This is a genomic window from Plasticicumulans lactativorans (assembly GCF_004341245.1).
GTDB classification, from domain to species: domain Bacteria; phylum Pseudomonadota; class Gammaproteobacteria; order Competibacterales; family Competibacteraceae; genus Plasticicumulans_A; species Plasticicumulans_A lactativorans.
Window position 1 is genome coordinate 98,523 of sequence record NZ_SLWY01000006.1, and the last position, 17,715, is coordinate 116,237.

General features: G+C 71.6%; 15 protein-coding genes. 9 read left to right on the forward strand and 6 right to left on the reverse strand.

Going from position 1 to position 17,715, the window contains the following annotated elements; translation table 11 throughout:
* Nucleotides 1-6 precede the first annotated feature (6 nt).
* Nucleotides 7-3,360 (forward strand): EAL domain-containing protein, encoded by a 3,354-nt coding sequence (locus tag EV699_RS06240; protein WP_132540172.1) that lies wholly within the window; start codon nucleotides 7-9, stop codon nucleotides 3,358-3,360.
* Here EV699_RS06240 and rnhB read toward each other — a convergent pair.
* Nucleotides 3,357-3,974, reverse strand: a complete 618-nt coding sequence (rnhB, locus tag EV699_RS06245; protein WP_132540175.1) for a ribonuclease HII — start codon at nucleotides 3,972-3,974, stop codon at nucleotides 3,357-3,359. The genes EV699_RS06240 and rnhB overlap by 4 nt on opposite strands.
* 58 nt (nucleotides 3,975-4,032) lie before the next feature.
* On the reverse strand, nucleotides 4,033-5,214 hold the full coding sequence (locus EV699_RS06250) for an NAD(P)/FAD-dependent oxidoreductase (protein ID WP_132540178.1): 1,182 nt from the start codon (nucleotides 5,212-5,214) through the stop codon (nucleotides 4,033-4,035).
* Nucleotides 5,215-5,323: 109 nt separating this feature from the next.
* On the opposite strand from EV699_RS06250, the gene EV699_RS06255 reads away from it, so the two are divergent.
* From EV699_RS06255 to EV699_RS06270, 4 genes are read left to right on the forward strand one after another with little or no spacing between them, the layout of a single operon-like run.
* The gene (locus EV699_RS06255) at nucleotides 5,324-5,995 is read left to right on the forward strand and encodes a helix-turn-helix domain-containing protein (RefSeq protein ID WP_132540181.1); all 672 of its coding nucleotides are present in this window, start codon (nucleotides 5,324-5,326) and stop codon (nucleotides 5,993-5,995) included.
* Nucleotides 5,992-7,665, forward strand: a complete 1,674-nt coding sequence (locus EV699_RS06260) for a thiamine pyrophosphate-binding protein (RefSeq protein ID WP_132540184.1) — start codon at nucleotides 5,992-5,994, stop codon at nucleotides 7,663-7,665. The genes EV699_RS06255 and EV699_RS06260 overlap by 4 nt, the downstream gene beginning before the upstream one ends.
* A gap of 32 nt (nucleotides 7,666-7,697) precedes the next feature.
* Entirely contained in the window at nucleotides 7,698-9,197 is a 1,500-nt protein-coding gene (gene amaB / locus EV699_RS06265) for an L-piperidine-6-carboxylate dehydrogenase (RefSeq protein ID WP_132540187.1), read from the forward strand.
* Nucleotides 9,198-9,215: 18 nt separating this feature from the next.
* Complete coding sequence (locus tag EV699_RS06270; protein WP_132540190.1) at nucleotides 9,216-9,554, forward strand: tRNA-binding protein; 339 nt, start codon at nucleotides 9,216-9,218, stop codon at nucleotides 9,552-9,554.
* A 47-nt stretch (nucleotides 9,555-9,601) separates the two neighbouring features.
* On the opposite strand, the gene EV699_RS06275 is transcribed toward EV699_RS06270, so the two are convergent.
* Together EV699_RS06275 and EV699_RS06280 are read right to left on the reverse strand one after the other, a co-directional pair.
* Entirely contained in the window at nucleotides 9,602-10,081 is a 480-nt protein-coding gene (locus EV699_RS06275) for a septal ring lytic transglycosylase RlpA family protein (RefSeq protein ID WP_132540193.1), read from the reverse strand.
* A 203-nt stretch (nucleotides 10,082-10,284) separates the two neighbouring features.
* Nucleotides 10,285-10,887: an NUDIX domain-containing protein gene (locus EV699_RS06280; protein ID WP_132540196.1), complete on the reverse strand. Its 603-nt coding sequence runs from the start codon at nucleotides 10,885-10,887 to the stop codon at nucleotides 10,285-10,287.
* Between the two features lie 29 nt (nucleotides 10,888-10,916).
* Here EV699_RS06280 and EV699_RS06285 point away from each other — a divergent pair, with 29 nt between their 5' ends.
* The 4 genes from EV699_RS06285 (at nucleotide 10,917) to EV699_RS06300 (ending at nucleotide 15,694) form a co-directional block, all read left to right on the forward strand.
* Nucleotides 10,917-11,405, forward strand: coding sequence for a DUF192 domain-containing protein (locus tag EV699_RS06285; RefSeq protein ID WP_132540199.1), 489 nt, complete (start codon nucleotides 10,917-10,919; stop codon nucleotides 11,403-11,405).
* An 84-nt stretch (nucleotides 11,406-11,489) separates the two neighbouring features.
* Complete coding sequence (locus tag EV699_RS06290; protein ID WP_132540202.1) at nucleotides 11,490-13,952, forward strand: heavy metal translocating P-type ATPase; 2,463 nt, start codon at nucleotides 11,490-11,492, stop codon at nucleotides 13,950-13,952.
* Nucleotides 13,953-14,409: 457 nt separating this feature from the next.
* Complete coding sequence (locus tag EV699_RS06295; RefSeq protein ID WP_132540205.1) at nucleotides 14,410-15,192, forward strand: hypothetical protein; 783 nt, start codon at nucleotides 14,410-14,412, stop codon at nucleotides 15,190-15,192.
* A 97-nt stretch (nucleotides 15,193-15,289) separates the two neighbouring features.
* Nucleotides 15,290-15,694: a hypothetical protein gene (locus EV699_RS06300; RefSeq protein WP_132540208.1), complete on the forward strand. Its 405-nt coding sequence runs from the start codon at nucleotides 15,290-15,292 to the stop codon at nucleotides 15,692-15,694.
* 64 nt (nucleotides 15,695-15,758) lie between these two features.
* Here EV699_RS06300 and EV699_RS06305 read toward each other — a convergent pair whose 3' ends face one another.
* Nucleotides 15,759-16,736 carry a dipeptide ABC transporter ATP-binding protein gene (locus EV699_RS06305; protein WP_132540211.1) on the reverse strand — a complete coding sequence of 326 codons (978 nt, stop codon included), beginning with the start codon at nucleotides 16,734-16,736 and terminating at the stop codon, nucleotides 15,759-15,761.
* Nucleotides 16,733-17,713: a dipeptide ABC transporter ATP-binding protein gene (dppD, locus tag EV699_RS06310; protein WP_132540214.1), complete on the reverse strand. Its 981-nt coding sequence runs from the start codon at nucleotides 17,711-17,713 to the stop codon at nucleotides 16,733-16,735. Before dppD ends, EV699_RS06305 begins: the two co-directional genes overlap by 4 nt.
* Between the last annotated feature and the right edge of the window lie 2 nt (nucleotides 17,714-17,715).

Sequence of the window (17,715 nt, forward strand, 5' to 3'; positions counted from 1 at the left end):
ACGCGAATGGCCAGGATCGCAGTCGTCGACGACCTCGACGCCAACCGCAAGCTGCTGGTCGCGGTGCTGCGCTTCCTCGGGCACGAGTCGATCGAGGCGGCGGACGGCGCGGCGGCGCTGGAACTCACGCGCCGCGAGCACCCCGACCTGGTGATCTGCGACATCCTGATGCCGGCGATGGACGGCTACGAATTCGTGCGCCAGCTGCGCGCCGACGCCGCGCTCGCCCACATCCCGGTGGTCTTCTACACCGCGTACTACCACGAGCGCGAGGCGCAGGAGCTGGCCCGCGCCTGCGGCGTGGTCGACATCCTCACCAAGCCCTGCGAGCCCGAGCAGGTCATCCGCGTGGTCGAGGACGCCCTCGCCCGTGCCCCGGCGGCCGCGCCGGCGGCGCTGGCGGAGCCGGAGGCGTTCGACCGCACCCACCTGCGGCTGGTCACCGACAAGCTGTCGGCGCAGGCCATCGAGCTGCAGCACGCGAGCCAGCAGCTCGCCGCACTGATCGAACTCAACCTGCAGCTCGCCTCGGAACGCGACAAGCAGCGGCTGCTCGACCAGGTGTGCCGGGGCGCCCGCGTGCTGCTCGAAGCCACCTACGCCTCGCTCGCCGTCAGGGGCGCCAACGGCGACGCGGTGCTCTACGTGAGCCACAGCGGGCTCGATGCCGACGTCGAGGGCGCGCTCGGGCACTGCCGGCTGGATGCGGGCCTGCTCGGCCGGGTCGTCGGCGAGCGCCGCACGCAGCGGCTGGCGCCCGGGCACGACGTGAACGCCACCGCCGGCCTGCCCGCCGGCTACCCGCCGGTGCGGGCCCTGGTGGCGGCGCCGCTGGCATCGCTGACGGCGGTCTACGGCTGGCTCGGCCTCGGCCGGCCGGCCGACGGCCCGGCGTTCACCGAGGCCGACGAGAAACTGCTCGGCATCCTCGCCGCCCAGGCCGGGCGCATCTACGAGAACGGCGCCCTGTACGCGCAGGTGCAGCGCCACGCGGCGCAGCTCGAACGCGAGATAGTGGAACGCCAGGAAGCCGAACGGCAGCTCGAGCTGCAGTACGTGGTCGCACGCCAGCTCGCCCAGGCCGAAACCCTGCAGGCAGCGGCCCCGCACCTGCTGCGGGCGATCTGCACCGGCCTCGGCTTCACGGTCGGCACGCTGTGGCAGGTCGACCACAAGGCCAAGCTGCTGAGCGTCGTCGACGTCTGGCATGCGCCGTCGCCGCAGCCCGCGGCATTCGCCGCGCTGACCCGCACGCTGCAGATGGCGCCCGGCGAGGGGCTGCCGGGGCATGCGTGGAGCAGCGGCAGGCCGGTGTGGATCGCCGACGGGCTGCTCGACACCGAGTTTCCGCGCAAGCCGGCCGCCGCCGCCGCCGGCTTCCGCGCCGCCGCCGCGCTGCCGCTGCCGCTGCGCAACCAGATCGTCGGCGTCATCGACGTCTTCGCCACCGAGCCCCGCCCCGCCGCGCAGGGGCTGATCGACACGCTGGTCGCCGTCGGCGACCAGATCGGCCAGTTCTTCGAGCGCCAGGCGCAGCGCGAGAACATCCTGCGCCTGAGCCGCGTGCACGCGGTGCTGAGCGGCATCAACTCGGCGATCGTGCGCATCCACGACCGCCGCGAGCTGTTCGCCGAGGCCTGCCGCATCGCCGTCGAGCACGGGCAGTTCGGCATCGCCTGGGTCGGCGACGTCGATGCGGCGACGCAGTCGGTCATGCCGCTCGCCTGGGCCGGCATCGACGATACGCTCGGCGCACGGCCGGTGCGGTCGGCCGGCCCCGCGGACCGCATCGCCGGCGGCATCCTCGATGCGATCCGCGAGGGCGTGCCGAGCGTCATCAACGACCTGGGCGCCATCGTCGCCCCGGCCGGCACGCGCGTGGCGGAAGCCCAGCGGCGCGGCTACCGCGCGTCGATCGCCTTCCCGCTGCGGGTCGAGGGACGGGTCGAGGCGATACTCGCGCTGTACGCGCGCGAGGCCGACTTCTTCCAGGGCGAGGGGCTCGAACTGCTGATCGAGCTGGCGAACGACCTCTCCTTCGCCCTCGAATTCATCGGCAAGCGCGACCGCCTCCGCTACCTCGCCTACTACGACGCTCTCACCGGGCTGCCCAACCGCGAGCTGCTGCTGGAGCGCCTGTCGCGGGCGCTGCAGAACGCCCGCCAGAGCAGCGAGCGGGTCGGCGTGGTGGTCGGCGACGTCGACCGCTTCCGCCACGTCAACAACGCCCTCGGCCGCCAGGCCGGCGACGAGCTGCTGCGCGAGCTCGCGCGGCGTTTCCTCCACGCGTGGCCCGAGCCGGCCAACGTCGCGCGCATCGTCGCCGACTGCTTCGGCGGTTTCGTCACCGGCATCGGCGACGCCACCGAAATCGCGCACCTGCTGGAGAAGCACCTCGTCGGCGCGCTCGGCCAGCCGACCGTGCTCGGCGACCAGGAACTGCGCCCGACGCTGTCGGCGGGCATCGCGGTGTTCCCCGGGGACGGCGACGACGCCGACACCCTGATCGGCAACGCCGAGGCGGCGCTGCGCAAGGCCAAGGGCGCCGGCGAGCGCTACCTGTTCTACCGCCCGGAGATGAACGCGCGCATCGTCGAGACCCTGCTGCTCGAAAACCGCCTGCGCCAGGCGCTCGACCGCGACGAGTTCGTGCTCCACTACCAGCCCAAGGTCGATGCCGCCGACGGCCACGTCACCGGGCTCGAGGCCCTGATCCGCTGGCACGACCCGGACAACGGCCTGGTGTCGCCGGCCCGCTTCGTGCCGCTGCTGGAGGAGACCGGGCTGATGGTGCCGGTGGGCACCTGGGTGATGCTGCGCGCGATCGAGGACGCGCGCGGCTGGCGCGCGGCCGGCATCCAGCCGCCGCGCATCGCCGTCAACGTCTCGCCGATCCAGCTGCAGCAGGAGGACTTCGCCGGCACGGTGCTGCAGGCGCTCGCGGCCGGCAACGGCGACCGGCCAGGCCTCGACCTCGAGATCACCGAGAGCATGATCATGACCGACGTCGAGGCGAACATCGCCAAGCTCACGCTGCTGCGCAGCCGCGACCTCAAGATGGCGATCGACGACTTCGGCACCGGCTACTCCTCGCTCGCCTACCTCGCGCGGCTGCCGGTCAACGCGCTGAAGATCGACCGCTCGTTCATCGACACGATGACCACGCGCCCGGAGAGCATGACCATCGTGTCGACGATCGTCTCGCTCGCGCATTCGCTCGGCCTGGAGGTGATCGCCGAGGGCGTCGAAACCGAGGAGCAGGCGAAGTTCCTGCGCCTGCTCAAGTGCGACCAGCTGCAGGGCTACCTGATCAGCCGTCCGCTGCCCCCGGGCGAGATCCCCGCCTTCCTGCGTCGCTAGCCGTCGCTGCCCGCGCCGGTGTCGCGCACCGGGGCGAACGAGCGCCGGTGCTCGGGGCAGGGCCCGAGGCGCGCCAGCGCCGCGAGGTGTTCGGCGGTCGGATAGCCCTTGTGGCGGGCGAAGCCGTAGGCCGGCCAGCGCCGGTCGAGCTCGACCAGTTCGGCGTCGCGCGCCACCTTGGCGAGGATCGACGCCGCCGCGATCGCCGCCACCTTGGCGTCGCCCTTGACGATGGCCTCGCAGGCGACGCCGAGGCCCGGCGGGCAGCGGTTGCCGTCGACCTGCACCAGCGCCGGCGTCAGCGCGAGCGCCGCCACCGCGCGTTCCATCGCCCGCATCGAGGCCCAGAGGATGTTGATCGCGTCGATCTCGGCGGCGTCGGCGCGACCGAGCGCCCAGGCCAGCGCGCGCTCGCGGATCGCGGCGGCCAGCACCTCGCGGCGGCGCGCCGACAGCGTCTTCGAGTCGGCGAGGCCGGCGATCGGGCGCGCCGGGTCGAGGATCACCGCCGCGGCGATCACCGCGCCGGCGAGCGGCCCGCGGCCGGCCTCGTCGACGCCGGCGACGAGGCCGCAGGGGTCGGTCGGGGGAAGGGGTTCGAGGCTGCGTGGCATGGCTTCGGCTCCGGCGCGGGGCGTACACCTTGGACGGCCGCGCCCGCCGCCGCAAGGCTCACACCACGTTGAGTTCGCGCAGCGGGCGGTTGGCGAGCACCCGCTCCCAGCCCAGCGCGCGCAGGTCCAGGCTGCGGTAGGCGCCGTAGGCGACGAGTTCGGCGAGCGCGCGGCCGACGGCCGGTGCCTGCTGCAGGCCGTGGCCGGAGAAGCCGTTGGCGAACAGCAGGTTGTCGAGGTCCGGATGGGGGCCGAGGATGACGTTGTGGTCGAAGACGTTGACGTCGTAGTGCCCGGCCCAGGCGTTGTGCACCTTCAGCGCCTCGAACGCCGGCACGCGCCGCGCCAGCAGCGGCCAGAGGACCTCGTCGAACAGCGCGTGATCGACGTCGAAGTCGCTGCAGTCGGGGTCGGCCGCCGCCGGCGGGGCGATGCCGGCGATGAACCCCGGTCCCTCGGGGCGGAAGTACGCGCCGCTCGGGTCGACCACCAGCGGGCAGCCGGGCAGGCCGTCGTGGCAGCGGAAGTAGAACACGCAGCGCTTGCGCGAATGCACCGGCAGGTCGATGCCGGCGAGCGCGGCGAGCGCGGTGCTGCCGCTGGCGCCGGCGGCATTGATCAGGCGCCCGCAGCCGACCTGCGCGCCCGAGGCGAGCCGCACGCGGCGGATCGCGCGCGCCTCGCGCTGCAGGCCGACGACCTCGTCCGCCACGTAGTGCACGCCGAGCGCCTGCGCCTTGCGCCGCAGCGCCCGCAGCAGGCTGTAGGCGTCGAACCAGCCCTCCCCGGCGAGCCCGAGCGAGCCGGCGGCGAGGTCATCGACCGCGAGCCAGGGGAAGCGGGCGGCGAGCGCCGGCGGCTCGAGCAGCGTGACCGCCGCACCGAGCTCGCGCTGCACGCGGTGGTTGTGTTCGAGCACCGCACGCCCGGCCGGGCTCGCCAGGAACAGGTAGCCGGCCTCGTGGAAGCCGACGTCCGGCACCTCCCCGTCCACCGCCAGGTAGTCGCCGAGGTGCTGGATGAACGCGCTGCCGAACTGCGACAGGCGGATGTTCTCGGGCGTCGAGAACTGGTGGCGGATCGAGGCGGCCGACAGCGTGGTCGCGGCACGCTGGTAGCCCGGGTCCTTCTCGACCACCAGCACCGAACCGTCGAAATCCGCCGACGCGGCCAGGAAGTACGCGGCTGCGCTGCCGACGACGGCACCGCCGGCGATCACCACGTCGTAATGTTCGTGCACGCTCGGTTTCCTCTAAAGCGAAAAAAGTTTCGTATCGGAAATTTTGTGCTACTTTGCATACGAAGTTGCCACAACGCAAGCCGCCCGTGACCGCAGGAATCCCCGGCCGATGAGCCGCACGCCCCGGATCAGCCCTCCCCCGCCCGACACCAGCCTCGGCAAGCGCCTGCGCGCGCTGCGCGCGGCGCGCGCGTGGACCCTCGCCGAACTGGCCGCGGCCTCGGGGCTCGCGCGCTCGACGCTGTCGAAGATCGAGAACGACCTGATGTCGCCGACCTACGACAACCTGCTCAAGCTCGCCGACGGGCTCGGCGTCGACGTGACCGAACTGTTCGCGACCCCGCAGGAGGCGATGGGGGCCGGCCGGCGCAGCCTCTGCCGCGCCGGCGAGGGGCAGCTGCATCGCACGCCCCACTACGAGCACGCGCTGCTGTGCACCGATCTCGCGCACAAGCGGATGATGCCCTTCGAGAGCCGCATCCGCGCCCGCGCGGTGGCCGAGTTCGAGGACTGGAGCCGGCATGCGGGCGAGGAGTTCATCTACGTGCTCGACGGCACCATCGAGGTGCACACCGAGTTCTACCAGCCGGTCGCGCTCGGCCCCGGCGACAGCCTGTACCTCGACAGCCGCATGGGGCACCGCGTGATCAGCACCAGCCGCGAGGACGCGCGGGTGCTCTGGGTGAGCACGCACCCGCAGACCCGGGCCGCGGTCCAGCCCGTACCCGGCGGCGAGGCCGCCGCCGACACCCCGCCCACCGCAGGAGCCCGTCCGTCATGACCACCTCCCCCGCGCCGCGCACCGGTGCGCGCATCCTCGTCGACCAGCTGCTCGCACTCGGCGCCGATCTCGGCTTCTGCGTGCCCGGCGAAAGCTACCTCGCGGTGCTCGATGCGCTGTGGGAGTCGCGCGCGCGCTTTCGCCTGGTCACCTGCCGCAACGAGGGCGGCGCGGCCTTCATGGCCGACGCCGCCGGCAAGCTCACCGGCCGCCCGGGCCTGTGCTTCGTCACCCGCGGCCCCGGCGCCTGCAATGCCGCGATCGGCGTGCATACCGCGCAGCAGGACTCGACGCCGATGCTGCTCTTCATCGGCCAGATCGGGCGCGGCGACAGCGGCCGCGAGGCCTTCCAGGAGGTCGACTACCGGCAGATGTTCGGCGGGCTGGCAAAGTGGGTGACGCAGATCGACGACGCCGCGCGCATCCCCGAGGTGCTCGGCCGCGCCTGGCACCTCGCCTGCAGCGGCCGCCCCGGCCCGGTGGTGATCGCCCTGCCCGAGGACATGCTCACCGACACCGCGAGCGTGGCCGACGCACCGCCGGCGCCGGTGGCGCACCCCGCCCCAGACCCGGTCGACCTCGCCCGGCTCGACGCGCTGCTGCGCGCGGCCGAGCGGCCGCTCGCGATCGTCGGCGGCAGCGGCTGGACGGACGCCGGGCGTGCGGCGCTGCACGCCTTCGCCAGTGCCTGGCAACTGCCGGTCGCCGCCGGTTTCCGCCGCCAGGACGTGTTCGACAACGCGCACCCGGCCTACGCCGGCGAACTCGGCACCTCGGTCGCGCCGGCGCTCGCGCGGCGCGTGCAGGAGGCCGACCTGCTGCTGGTGCTCGGCTCGCGCCTCGGCGAGATGACCACCAACGGCTACACGCTGGTGGCAGCGCCGACGCCGGCGCAGACGCTGGTGCACGTACTCCCCGACGCCGCCGAGCTGAACCGCGTGTACCGGCCGCAGCTGGCGATCGCCACCCACCCGGCGCGCGTCGCCGAGGCGCTCGCGGCGCTGGCGCCGCCCGCCCTGCCGGCCTGGACCGACTGGAGCGCCGCCGCGCGCGCCGAGCGCGCGGCGAACCTGCGCCCGGGCGCCGCCGCCGGGGCGCTCGACATGAACGAGGTGATGCGCCAGCTCGAAGCGCGGCTGCCGGCCGACGCCATCGTCTGCAACGGCGCCGGCAACTACACCGGCTGGCCGCAGCGCTTCCACGCCTTCCGCCACTACCCGAGCCAGCTCGCCCCGACCAGCGGCGCGATGGGCTACGGCGTGCCGGCGGCGATCGCCGCCCAGGCGGTGTTCCCGCAGCGCCTCGCGGTCGGCTTCGCCGGCGACGGCTGCTTCCAGATGAACGGCCAGGAACTCGCCACCGCGGTGCAGCACGGCCTGGCCCCGCTGATCGTGGTGGTCGACAACGGCATGTACGGCACCATCCGCATGCACCAGGAGCGCCACTACCCCGAGCGCAGCATCGCCACCGCGCTCACCAACCCCGACTTCGCCGCGCTCGCGCGCGCCTGCGGCGGCCACGGCGAAACCGTCGAAACCACCGCCGACTTCGCCCCGGCGCTCGACCGCGCGCTCGCCGCCGGCCGCCTCGCGCTGCTGCACCTGAAGGTCGACCCCGAACTCATCACCACCCGCACCACGCTGAGCGCGCTGCGCGCCGCGGCGCGCTAAGGCGCCGGCCCGGCCCTCACCAGGACCCGATCATGAACATCGACGATCTGCTGCAATCCCTCGGCCTCGCTCCCGCCACGCTGCACGACGGCACGCTCATCGCGCGCTCGCCGATCGACGGCGCCCCCCTGGCGCGGGTCCGCGAGCACACCCCGGACGAGGCCGCGGCCGCAATCGCCCGCGCGCACGCCGCCTTCCTCACCTGGCGCACGCTGCCGGCGCCGCGGCGCGGCGAGCTGGTGCGCCTGTTCGGCGAGGAACTGCGCGCGCACAAGGCCGCGCTCGGGCGCCTGGTGTCGATCGAGGCGGGCAAGATCGCCGCCGAAGGCGCCGGCGAGGTGCAGGAGATGATCGACATCTGCGACTTCGCCGTCGGCCTGTCGCGCCAGCTCTACGGCCTGACCATCGCCAGCGAGCGCCCCGGCCACCGCATGATGGAAACCTGGCACCCGCTCGGCGTGGTCGGCGTGATCAGCGCGTTCAACTTCCCGGTGGCGGTGTGGAGCTGGAACGCCGCGCTCGCGCTGGTGTGCGGCGACGCCGTGGTGTGGAAGCCGTCGGAGAAGACCCCGCTGACCGCGCTGGCCTGCCAGGCGCTGTTCGCGCGCGCCGCCGCGCGCTTCGGCGACGCGCCCGCGGGGCTCAGCGAGCTGCTGATCGGCGCGCGCGCGATCGGCGAGGTGCTGGTCGACGACCCGCGCGTCGCGCTGGTGTCGGCCACCGGCAGCACGCGCATGGGCCGCGAGGTGGGGCCGCGCGTCGCCGCGCGCTTCGGCCGCAGCCTGCTCGAACTCGGCGGCAACAACGCCATCATCGTCGCCCCGTCGGCCGACCTCGACCTCGCCGTGCGCGGCATCCTGTTCGGGGCGATCGGTACCGCCGGCCAGCGCTGCACCACCACGCGGCGGCTGATCGTGCACGAGGCGGTCGCCGATGAACTCGTCGCCCGCCTGCAGCGCGCCTACGCCAGCGCCCGCATCGGCCATCCGCTCGAAGCCGGCACGCTGGTCGGCCCGCTGATCGACGCCGCCGCCTTCGACGCCATGCAGGCCGCGCTGGCGTCGGCGCGCGCCGACGGCGGGCGGGTGTTCGGTGGCGAGCGGGTGCTGCACGAGCGCTTCCCCGACGCCCACTACGTCACGCCGGCGCTGGTCGAGATGCCCGCGCAGACGCCGGGCGTCTGCCACGAGACCTTCGCGCCGATCCTCTACGTGCTGCGCTACCGGGACTTCGACGCGGCGATCGAACTGCAGAACGACGTCCCGCAGGGCCTGAGTTCGGCGCTCTTCACCACCGACCTGCGCGAGGCCGAGCGCTTCGTCTCGGCGACCGGCTCGGACTGCGGCATCGCCAACGTCAACATCGGCACCAGCGGCGCCGAGATCGGCGGTGCCTTCGGCGGCGAGAAGGAAACCGGCGGCGGGCGCGAGTCGGGTTCCGACGCGTGGCGCGCCTACATGCGCCGCGCCACCAACACCATCAACTACTCGCGCGAACTGCCGCTCGCGCAGGGCATCAGTTTCGGCGACTGAACGAGGTGATCGACGACGATGGACCCCATCGACTGGAGCGATTTCGAGCGGGTGGAACTGCGCATCGGCACGGTGGTCGACGTGCAGCCGTTCCCGGAGGCGCGCAAGCCGGCCTGGAAGGTGTGGGTGGACTTCGGCCCCGAGCTGGGCGTCAGGAAGTCGAGCGCGCAGATCACGCGGCACTACGCGCGGGAGGATCTGCTCGGGCGCCAGGTGGTGGGGGTGGTGAACTTTCCGCCACGCCAGATCGGGCCGTTCCGCTCCGAATTCCTGCTGACGGGCTTCGTCGATGCCGACGGCGGCGTGGTGATCGCCGTGCCGGAGCGCCCGGTGCCGAACGGCGCCAGGCTGTGCTGAAAGCCCGGCCGCCCGATGCGCTCACCGGGCGGCCGGACGGGTGACGATCAGCTGTCGCTGTCGATGCGCTTGACGGCGACCCTGGCCAGTCCCTGGTGCGTCAGCCCGATCTCGCGCGCCGCCGCCGGCGACAGGTCGACGAGGCGGCCGTGACGCTGGAAGCCGCCGCGGTCGTTGATGCGCACGACCACGCTCTTGCCGTTGCGCAGGTTGGTGACGCGCGCGAGCGAACCGATCGGCAGGGAGTTGTGCGCGGCGGTGAGTTCGCCGGGGTTGAAGCGTTCGCCCGAGGCGGTCCGGCGACCGGCGAAGCGCGAACTGTAGTAGGACGCGACGCCGACCTGCCCGTTCGCGGCGCGGCTGGTCTGGCCGGCATCCCGGTCGGCCTTCGCCAGACTGCGCTTGTGCGTCTGGTGGTGATGGCGGGCGCTATCCGTGGCGGAGAAGGCCGGCTGTGCGGCGATCGTCAACAGGCCCAGCAGTGCTGCGCACCGCCAGGCGGCGCGGGCTCGATGTGGCTTGTGCATATTGATTTCCACCATGAAGCGTGATCTTGGTCACTTTTTAACCCATAAAGAGGCCCCTGCAAAACCTTTGTTGACATATTTGTGCATACGCAACAAATCAATCCGTTCAGTCACATGCGTATGTCTTCTGTAAGAAACCCGGTTTCATCCCAACGTTCGTGACTATCGCGCTGTAGCCGACATGTAGCCTGCGAGGCACCGTTTCACGCCCCGTGCCAGCGGGCGAGCAGGCGCTCGCGGTTCAGTTCCAGCCACTGCAGGGCGATGATCGCGGCGGCCGAGTTGACGCGGCCGTCGGCGAGCATCGCCAGCGCCTCGGCACGCGGGACGACGTGCACGCGGATGTCCTCGTGCTCGTGGGCGAGGCCGTGGATGCCGCCGGCACCGCGGGCATCGACGCGCGCCAGGTAGAGCGAGGTGCTTTCCGAACTGCCGCCCGGGCTGCACAGGTAGTCGGTGATGTGCTCGAGCGCGAGCACGTGGCAGCCCGCCTCCTCCTCGGTTTCGCGCCGTGCCACCTCGGCGGCGGTCTCGCCGGCGCCGATCATCCCGGCGACGATCTCGTACAGCCACGGGCCGCGCGGCGCCGCCAGCGCGCCGATGCGGAACTGCTCGATGAGCACGACGGCATCGAGGTCGGGGTCGAACAGCAGCACGGCGGCGGCGTTGCCGCGCTCCAGGCACAGGCGGTGCAGCTCGGCGCTGCTGCCGCCGGCGAACAGCTCGTGGCGCACCCGGTACTCGGCGAGGGTGAAGAAGCCGCGGTAGGCTTCCCCGCGCCCGAGGATCTCGTAGGCGTACTTCATGGCATTCGGCTCGCGGCTGAGGATGCGAAATGATAGCAGTGCCCCTCCCCCCCACCGCCCGCCCCGCCCGGCGCCTCCTCTACGCGCTCGCGGTGGGCGTGCTCGGCCTCGCGCTCGTCGGCTGCCGCGCGCGCGAGGCCCGGGTCCGCGTGGACGGCCAGGCCTTCACGGTCGAGATCGCCGAGACGCCCGAACAGCGCGCGCGCGGCCTGATGTACCGCGCGCAGTTGCCGCCCGACCGCGGCATGCTGTTCGTGCAGCCGCGCGCGGCGGTGGTCAACTTCTGGATGAAGAACACGCGCATGCCGCTCGACCTGCTGTATTTCGACGTCCGCGGCCGGCTCGTCGAGCTGCACCGCGACACCCCCCCCTGCATCACGGAACCATGCCCCACCTACCCCAGCCGCGGGGCGGTGCGCTACGTGCTCGAAATCGCCGGCGGCGAGGCCGCCCGCCGCGGCATCCGCCCCGGGGCGCGCCTCCAGCTCGGTGCGCTCACGTTCGAGCCGACGCCGTGAGCCCGCCACCGGCACCGTGCTTTCGCGCCGGCGCCGGCGGGCGCTAGAGTCGCCTGCCCGCCGCCCTCACCGGGACCCTCGCCGATGAACGCCTCCGTTCCCCCCGCCCCTGCCCTGCCCGCCGCCCTCGACCTCGCGGTGCGCGGCATGAGCTGCGCATCGTGCTCGGCGCGCGTCGAGGCCGCCCTGCGGGCGGTGCCCGGCGTGCGCTCCGCGCGCGTGAACCTCGCCGCCGAACGCGCGCGCATCGACTTCGAGCCGCCGGCGACCCCTGCGGCGCTGGTCGCGGCGGTCGAAGGTGCCGGCTACGAGGTGGCGCGGGCGACCTTCGACCTGCCGCTCGAAGGCCTGTCGTGCGCGGCGTGCGTCGCGCGCGTGGAGAAGGCGCTCGCCGCCGTGCCGGGCGTGCTCGCGGCCAGCGTCAACCTGGCGAGCGCCCGCGCGCGGATCCAGCTCGTCGCCGACACCACCGAACTGCGCACGGCGGTGATCGCGGCGGTCGAAGGCGCCGGCTACGGCGTGCCGCAGGCCGCGCCGGCCGCCCCCGGCGAGCCGCCGGCCGAGGACGTGGCGGCGGCGGCGCGCGAGCGCCGCGAAACCCTGCATCTGGTGCTCGCGCTCGCGCTGTCGGCACCGCTGGTGTTCGGCATGGTGGCGGGCCTCGCGGGCTGGCACGCGGCGATGCCGCCGGCCTGGCTGCAGGCGCTGCTCGCGAGCCCGGTGCAGTTCTGGCTCGGCGCGCGCTTCTACGTCGCCGGCTGGAAGGCGGTGCGCGCCGGCAGCGGCAACATGGACCTGCTGGTCGCGCTCGGCACCAGCGCCGGCTGGCTGCTCAGCACCTGGCTGTGGCTGGCGGCCCCCGCCGGCGCGCCGGCACATCTTTATTACGAGGCCTCCGCCGTGGTGGTGAGCTTCGTGCTGCTCGGCAAGTGGCTGGAGACGCGCGCCAAGCGACGCACCGGCGCGGCCCTGCGCGCGCTGATGGACCTGCGCCCGGCGACCGCGCGCGTGCTGCGCGACGGCGCCGAGATCGAACTCGCCGTCGAGCAGGTGCGGGTCGGCGATGTCGTCCGCGTGCGCCCGGGCGAGCGCGTGGCGGTCGACGGGCGCGTGCGCGCCGGCGGCGGCAGCGTCGACGAGTCGCTGCTGACCGGCGAGAGCCTGCCGATCGACAAGCGCCCGGGCGACCGCGTCAGCGGCGGCGCGATCAACCGCGACGGCGTGATCGACTTCGACGTCACCGCCGTCGGCACCGAGACCCTGCTCGCGCAGATCGTGCGCCTGGTCGAGGACGCGCAGGCGAGCAAGGCGCCGATCCAGCGCCTGGTGGACCGCGTCGCCGCGGTGTTCGTGCCGGTGGTGCTGGTGATCGCTGCGCTCACCGTCGCCGGCTGGTGGCTCGCCGGCGCCGGCCTGGAGCCCGCGGTGCTGCACGCGGTGACGGTGCTGGTGATCGCCTGCCCGTGCGCGCTCGGGCTCGCCACGCCGGCGGCGCTGATGGTCGGCACCGGCGTGGCGGCGCGCCACGGCATCCTGATCCGCGACGCGCAGGCGCTCGAAACCGCGCACCGCATCACCACCGTCGCCTTCGACAAGACCGGCACGCTCACCGAGGGCCGCCCGCGCCTGCAGGCGGTGCTGCCGGTGGCGACCGCCGCCGAGGTGCTGGCGCTCGCCGCGGCGCTGCAGGCCGGCAGCGAGCACCCGCTCGCCCGCGCGGTGCAGGCGGCAGCGTCCACCACCGCGGCGCTGCCGGTCGAGGACTTCCGCGCGCTGCCGGGGCGCGGCGTGCGCGGGCGCATCGGCGGGCGCGAGGTGCTGCTCGGCACCGGCGCCCTGCTCGCCGAGGCCGGCCTCGCGCCCGACGCCGCGCTCGCCGCCGAGGCCGTGCGCCTCGCCGCGAGCGGGCACACCGTGTCGTGGCTGGCCGAGACCGTCCCGGCGCCGCGCGTGCTCGGCCTGCTCGCCTTTGCCGACACGCTCAAGCCGGGCGCGGCGGCGGCGCTCGCCGAACTCGCGCGGCGCGGCATCCGCTGCGTGATGCTGACCGGCGACGGCCGCGGCAGCGCGCAGGCGATGGCCGCGCAGCTAGGCCTCGGCGAGGTCGTCGCCGAGCTGCTGCCCGCCGGGAAGTCCGCCGCGATCGCCCGCCTCAAGGCCGGCGGCGGCGTGGTGGCGATGGTCGGCGACGGCATCAACGACGCCCCGGCGCTGGCCGCCGCCGACGTCGGCATCGCCATGGCCAGCGGCACCGACGTCGCCATGCACACCGCGGCGATCACGCTGATGCGCGGCGAACTCGCGCTGGTGCCGGCGGCGATCGACATCTCGCAGCGCACCTGCCGCAAGATTCGCCAGAACCTGTTCTGGGCCTTCGTCTACAACGTCGTCGGCCTGCCGCTCGCCGCCTTCGGCGCGCTGAACCCGGTGTTCGCCGGCGCCGCGATGGCGGCGAGCAGCGTCAGCGTCGTCACCAACGCCCTGCTGCTGCGGCGCTGGCGGCCGTGGGCGTATGCGGTCCGCATAACAAAGCCTGCAAGCCGATAACATGTTGAGCATCAAGTGTTTTATGAAACGCCACAATGGGTGTCAGGCGGATGGATCGCTGCGCTATTTTTTATTGCGGCGATCCGTCCGCCTGACACGCGAAAAGTTCCCGGGCGCAGCCTTGTCAAGCAACTGATCGATCGCTACTTTTCGGGGAATATCCCGCGACTGCTGGCGTGTTTAGACGGCCGATCGGCCGCCTACTTGTAGTTGGACGTAATCACATGACACATCATCCTCACCTAGACCAACTCGCCGGAAAGCTATTCCATATCTTCTCAAGAACGGAATATGCACTGAAGGCTGCGGGGTATAACAACGGAGATGGAGCAGCGAAAGCAAATTGGAGAAAATTTGCCCTTGCAGTTGAAAATCTAATCGCCAACCCAACAGATCAAGAGCGGACGTTCAAACGGCGTTGCCGTTTGAACGTTGCCCACTTTTAATATTAGAGCGCATGAACAACGACCCGTTCGAATCGATCAGAGCCGCGCACGAGAAGGTTGTGGCGAATCACGCCGCACTTCGTTCGTCGGAGCCATTTGTAGCCCAAACAAAGCGGCTTCAGCGACTGACGGAGGGCGTCACTTTCGGCATTCACGCCATGTGGATGATGTCGACGCGGTCCTCGACCTACGACGAATTCTTGTCGTTCCGGTTCATAGACGATACGCTGCAATCCGTGGTAGCCGTGTGGTCCCTGGCAAGAGAGGGGCAGCTGACCGTGGCTAAGCGCGAACTGCGCTACCTGCTCGAGTCCGTGTCAAAGCATGTCTATGCGGATCTGAAGCTCATGGGCAAGCCTTTGGCGGAGAAGATCACCTTCCTCGCTGACCACATCCCCAGTTCCTCAGTCTCCTTTGTCGAGGACTTCCGCCTTTACAGCTACTCAGATCCCGAGAACAAGGCTTTCATGGGCGAAATCAAGAGCCAGTATTCGTCGCTGTGCCGGTACGTCCATCGCTCCCCCGAGCAAGTACAGGAGTCTTTGCGGTTGCTGACCCAGGGTATTTCCCCCGGGTTCGAAACGCCCAAGCAGTTGGAGTCCTTCGTCCGTGAACTTGAACGCGTGTACGATGTGCTGCTCGTTCTTCTGTTCAACGCGCTCGGCCCCGGCCTAGCGGGTGATGTTTTTGTTCATATGTTAGACGATCACCGCACTTGGCCGTATCACAAGACGCGGTTTACGAAGCTGTTTTCGAGAGAGTTCGATTACAAGGCGGAGCGCCGTCCGCTCTAACATGCCGGTCAACTCCGACGTTACAGCGCTGATCGATTGATTTCTCCACAGCGGACTATTTGCCAGGCATTGATTCATCAAGCCCGAGGAGACTGAAATGGCATTCATCCTGATACCCGTCGCAACGAATCGGATCAACCATCTGATTCTCCATCATGACGGGCAATCCGGTACCGCGCTGACGATCGACTGTCCGAGCAAGACCTATCTGGAAGAAGTGTATGGCATGTTTTCAACCATGGATGGCCATGAAATATACAACCACGATGAAGGATCGGATGCGCGCTTCCACGATCAACTGCACGCGGATATGCAGGTGGCGATGAACACCACCAGTATCGGTACTCTGACGAATTTCCACCAGCATTGGGTCAGTCGGGATTACAAGAGCAGCAAGCTCCTGTTCGGTCACGCCAATAACATTCTCAAGCTGTTCAAGGCGAAGAACTGGATCAGCGGGGCTGACATGAAGAGCGCGTTCCAGCAGGCCTATACGGGGTAACGGGAGCCCCGCCGCCGCAAAGGCGGCCGAGGGCCGGCGTCATCAGAGGCGCCGGTCGCGCGGCTCAGCCGATGCGTTCGACGTGGTGGCAGGCGACCTCGCGCCCGCCGTAGCTGCGCGGTTCGGGGCGGCGGGCGGCGCACTCGCCGTCGGCGTGCGGGCAGCGGGTGTGGAAGGCGCAGCCCGCCGGCGGGTTCAGCGGTGAGGGCAGTTCGCCGCGCAGCACGCTGCGCCCGGCGCGGCGGTCGGGGTCGAGGCTCGGGGCGGCGGCGAGCAGCGCGCGGGTGTAGGGGTGCAGCGGCCGCGCGAACACCTCCGCCGAGGCCCCCTGCTCCACCGGCCGGCCGAGGTACATCACCAGCACGTCGTCGGCGATGTGGCGGACCACGGCGAGGTCGTGCGAGATGAACACGTAGGCCATGCCGAGCTCGTCCTGCAGGTCCATCAGCAGGTTGAGCACCTGCGCCTGGATCGACACGTCGAGCGCCGACACCGGTTCGTCGGCCACCACCACGCGCGGCTTCAGCATCAGCGCACGGGCGATCGCGACGCGCTGGCGCTGGCCGCCCGAGAACATGTGCGGGTAGCGCATGTAGTGCTCGGGGCGCAGGCCGACCTTGGCCATCACCTCGCGCACCCGCGCCTCGCGCTCGACGGAGCCGAGATCGGTGTTGATCGCAAGCGGCTCGGCGAGGATCGCGCCGATCTTCTTGCGCGGGTTGAGCGAGCCGTAGGGGTTCTGGAAGATGATCTGCACCTGCCGGCGCGCGCGCCGGCGCTCCGCCTCGCTGGCCGTCGCGTAGTCGCGCCCGTTGAGGCGCAGCGCCCCCGACGACGGCGGCTCGATCAGCGTGAGCTGGCGCGCGAGCGTGGACTTGCCGCAGCCGCTCTCGCCGACCACGGCGAGGGTGCGGTGCGGCGCCAGCGTGAACGACACGCCGTCGAGCGCCTTCACCGTCGCCTTCGGGGCGAGCCAGCCGCGCGACAGCTCGTAGTAGCGGCGCAGGTCCTGCGCCTCCATCACCGCTTCGGGTCCGCTCATGGCGTGGGCCTCCCGTCGGCCGCGAGGGGCGTGTGGCAGCGAACGCCGCCGCGATCGTCGCTGCGCAACTGCGGCGCCTCGGCGCGGCAGCGTTCGGTGGCGTGCGGGCAGCGCGGGTTGAGCAGGCAGCCGCGCGGGCGGTCGTACTGGCCGGGCACCACGCCGGGCAGCGAGGCGAGCCGCGACTTGTAGCTGCCGTGCTCGGGCAGCGAGGCGAGCAGCGCCGCGGTGTAGGGGTGGCGCGGCGCGGCGAACACCGCCTCGACCGCGCCGGTCTCGACCACCTGGCCGGCGTACATCACCACGATGCGCTGGCAGCTCTCGGCGACCACCGCGAGGTCGTGCGTGATCAGCATCAGCCCCATGCGGTTGCGCGTCTGCAGCTCGCGCAGCAGGTCCATGATCTGCGCCTGGATGGTCACGTCGAGCGCGGTGGTGGGCTCGTCGGCGATCAGCAGGCTGGGGTTGCAGGCGATCGCCATCGCGATCATCACGCGCTGGCTCATGCCGCCCGAGAGCTGGTGCGGGTAGGCGTCGATGCGGCTCGCCGGGTCGGGGATGCCGACCTGCTCCAGCAGCTCCAGCGTGCGCGTGCGGCGCTCGGCGCGGCTGCCGCCGGCGTGCACCGCGAGCGCCTCCATGATCTGGAAGCCCACCGTGTAACAGGGGTTCAGGCTGGTCATCGGGTCCTGGAAGATCATCGCGATGTCCTTGCCGACGATGCGCCGCCGCTGCCGGTCGGAGGCGGCGAGCAGGTCCTGGCCGTCGAAGCGCAGGCGCTCGGCGCGCACCCGGCCGGGGTAGTCGATCAGCCCCATCAGCGCGAGCGAGGTCACCGACTTGCCCGAGCCGGACTCGCCGACGATGCCGACCACCTCGCCGCGGTCCACGCTGAGGCTGACGCCATCGACCGCGCGAAACGGCGCCTCCTCGCGGCCGAACTCCACGGTGAGCCTGTCGATTTCGAGCATGGCCATGG

Bases quoted from the DNA above. Each gene is read 5' to 3' on its own strand.
- EV699_RS06300 (WP_132540208.1), top strand. From the start codon at position 15,290: ATGGCATTCATCCTGATACCCGTCGCAACGAATCGGATCAACCATCTG.
- EV699_RS06240 (WP_132540172.1), top strand. From the start codon at position 7: ATGGCCAGGATCGCAGTCGTCGACGACCTCGACGCCAACCGCAAGCTG.
- dppD (WP_132540214.1), bottom strand. From the start codon at position 17,713: ATGGCCATGCTCGAAATCGACAGGCTCACCGTGGAGTTCGGCCGCGAG.
- EV699_RS06280 (WP_132540196.1), bottom strand. From the start codon at position 10,887: ATGAAGTACGCCTACGAGATCCTCGGGCGCGGGGAAGCCTACCGCGGC.
- EV699_RS06295 (WP_132540205.1), top strand. From the start codon at position 14,410: ATGAACAACGACCCGTTCGAATCGATCAGAGCCGCGCACGAGAAGGTT.
- EV699_RS06275 (WP_132540193.1), bottom strand. From the start codon at position 10,081: ATGCACAAGCCACATCGAGCCCGCGCCGCCTGGCGGTGCGCAGCACTG.
- EV699_RS06260 (WP_132540184.1), top strand. From the start codon at position 5,992: ATGACCACCTCCCCCGCGCCGCGCACCGGTGCGCGCATCCTCGTCGAC.
- amaB (WP_132540187.1), top strand. From the start codon at position 7,698: ATGAACATCGACGATCTGCTGCAATCCCTCGGCCTCGCTCCCGCCACG.
- rnhB (WP_132540175.1), bottom strand. From the start codon at position 3,974: ATGCCACGCAGCCTCGAACCCCTTCCCCCGACCGACCCCTGCGGCCTC.
- EV699_RS06255 (WP_132540181.1), top strand. From the start codon at position 5,324: ATGAGCCGCACGCCCCGGATCAGCCCTCCCCCGCCCGACACCAGCCTC.
- EV699_RS06270 (WP_132540190.1), top strand. From the start codon at position 9,216: ATGGACCCCATCGACTGGAGCGATTTCGAGCGGGTGGAACTGCGCATC.
- EV699_RS06285 (WP_132540199.1), top strand. From the start codon at position 10,917: ATGATAGCAGTGCCCCTCCCCCCCACCGCCCGCCCCGCCCGGCGCCTC.
- EV699_RS06290 (WP_132540202.1), top strand. From the start codon at position 11,490: ATGAACGCCTCCGTTCCCCCCGCCCCTGCCCTGCCCGCCGCCCTCGAC.
- EV699_RS06305 (WP_132540211.1), bottom strand. From the start codon at position 16,736: ATGAGCGGACCCGAAGCGGTGATGGAGGCGCAGGACCTGCGCCGCTAC.